Source organism: Methylobacterium trifolii (assembly GCF_022179685.1).
In the GTDB taxonomy this organism is placed as follows: domain Bacteria; phylum Pseudomonadota; class Alphaproteobacteria; order Rhizobiales; family Beijerinckiaceae; genus Methylobacterium; species Methylobacterium trifolii.
This window is the reverse complement of sequence record NZ_BPRB01000422.1, coordinates 1-1,959: the sequence shown is the minus strand read 5'-3', so window position 1 is coordinate 1,959 and position 1,959 is coordinate 1. Positions and strand designations below refer to the sequence as shown.

1 protein-coding gene is annotated in these 1,959 nt (G+C 61.9%); it reads left to right on the top strand.

Features of this window, described 5'->3' with window-relative positions; genetic code table 11:
- Window positions 1-193 precede the first annotated feature (193 nt).
- Window positions 194-1,738: a glycosyltransferase gene (locus COGEMETH_RS25500; protein WP_238185451.1), complete on the top strand. Its 1,545-nt coding sequence runs from the start codon at window positions 194-196 to the stop codon at window positions 1,736-1,738.
- Window positions 1,739-1,959 lie beyond the last annotated feature (221 nt).

The following is a 1,959-nucleotide window of genomic DNA, read 5'->3' as shown; positions in this document are numbered from 1 at the left end:
CTCGACCTCGCCGAGGCCGTGAAATTTCATGTGAGGACGGACAACACGATCGCGGACCTGGGCCAGTCTGCCAACTGCAAACGGACCATGACGACGAACGCCATCCTTGTCGTGTGGCCGGAGAAAGCATGAGGAGCCGGATAGCTCCAAGCGAACAGGGCACACAACTCGACATTGAAGTGGACCAATTCGCGTGACCAGTGACCGCCTATCGATCCTAATGACGAATTTGCAGCTGGTCGATCGGACGGGCACGGAAGTCGCCACGATGGATTTAGCACTGGCGCTGCGGGGGGCAGGTCATCGCGTTGCGATCTACAGTCCGCGCCTCGGGCATTTCGCCCGGGAAATCATGGCGCGTGGAGTGCCAGTGACAAACCGGATTGATCGAATAGGCTTCGTCCCCGATATCATCCACGGCAGTCACACTATCGCAGTCTTGCCAGGTCTAATTCGGTTCCCTAAAGCACCCGCGATTTTCGTCTGTCACGACTCCTCCTCGCCGTTTGATGCACCGATCTTGTTGTCGCGCGTCGGTGCATATGTCGCTATCGACGCAGCGTGCGTCGAGCGCCTTGTGGTCGACGGCATTCCCGAGGACCGCATCGTCCTGCTCCCGAACGGCGTCGATCTTGAAGCGATCGCGGCAAGGCAGAACTTCGCTCCAAAGCCTGTTCGGGCGTTGGCGATCGTCAAAGCCAGCCCGAATTGGATACAGTTCGTGGAGACGGCCTGCGCGTCAGCAGGGCTGGAGCTCGACGTTGTCGGGCCGGGGGTCGGCCGGACGGTTGGCGACTTACCTGAGCGGATCAGCCGAGCCGATATCGTCTTCGCCCATTCGCGCAGTGCCGTCGAGGCCGCTTCTTCAGGCGCTGCTGTGGTCATCTGTGACGAACGTGGTTTCGGAGGCTTGATAGGCCCTGACGAGGCGCAGCGTTTTCCAAATTCGCCTCTCGGGCGCCGGATTTTCCAGGAACCGGTAACCGTCGCGGCCCTCGAGCGCGCCATCGCCGCCTACAATCCTGATGACGCTCGGATCGTCTGCGAGATCGTTAGGGAACGCCTGTCACTTGATGGCGTCCGGGCACAGTATGAAGCCGTTTATCAGCGGGCGATGGCGGAGGCGCGCCCAAGCAAGGTTGATTCGAACAGCGATGATGCCGAACTGGCAGCCGTTACCGCGGGATGGATGGTTGGCTCCGCAGAGTTTGAGGCCCTGCATCGCCGCCTCGATGCGGTCGCAAGCCAGGAAGCAACCATAGCCGAATGGTTCGACAGCCACGCTGCCCGGATGCTAGACGATCCTCGCCGACTCTCGCTCGGGACGAATGCGTCGGACCTGGTCCGATTTCTCTGCGTCAAAGGATGGAGCTACCCAGAGACGTGGGGGATTTGGTCAGACGGGCCGCAGGCGATCCTCCGTATACCGGCAAGCCTCGTACGTCTTTGGGGGGGCGTACGGATCTTGTGCCTCCATGCCTTTCCAGCGGATCACGACGAGAAAGACACCCGTCGCGTCTGCGTGATCATCGATGGCGGCCCACAGGATGAATGGGCTTTCGCCAATCCAGCCAAGGCGGGCTTTACGTCGAAGACCTTGCGCTTTCCTGGGCGCACGGATGCAGTTCAGGTTGCGTTTCGGATCCTCGATCCGGTTGACACGCCTGCATTTGATCCGAACCCGCGCCGGCTCGGCATGGGCATTCTCGCGCTCGAAGCTCCGGGCACTACCTCCTGACTGTAAAGCGAGTCGCGGTGCGCACCGCGATCCTGCTGGCCCGGCCGGACCGGCGATGACCGATCCCATACCGCCCGCACGCCGCAACCCCCGCCGCTGGTACGATGAGGCCGAGATCGAGCAACCGCCGGCCACGGTCTCCGATGCCCGCACGGCCGGCGCCTATGGCGTCGTGATCCATTGCACCTGTGGACGCGTGGGGACTGTCCGTCGTCAGATGA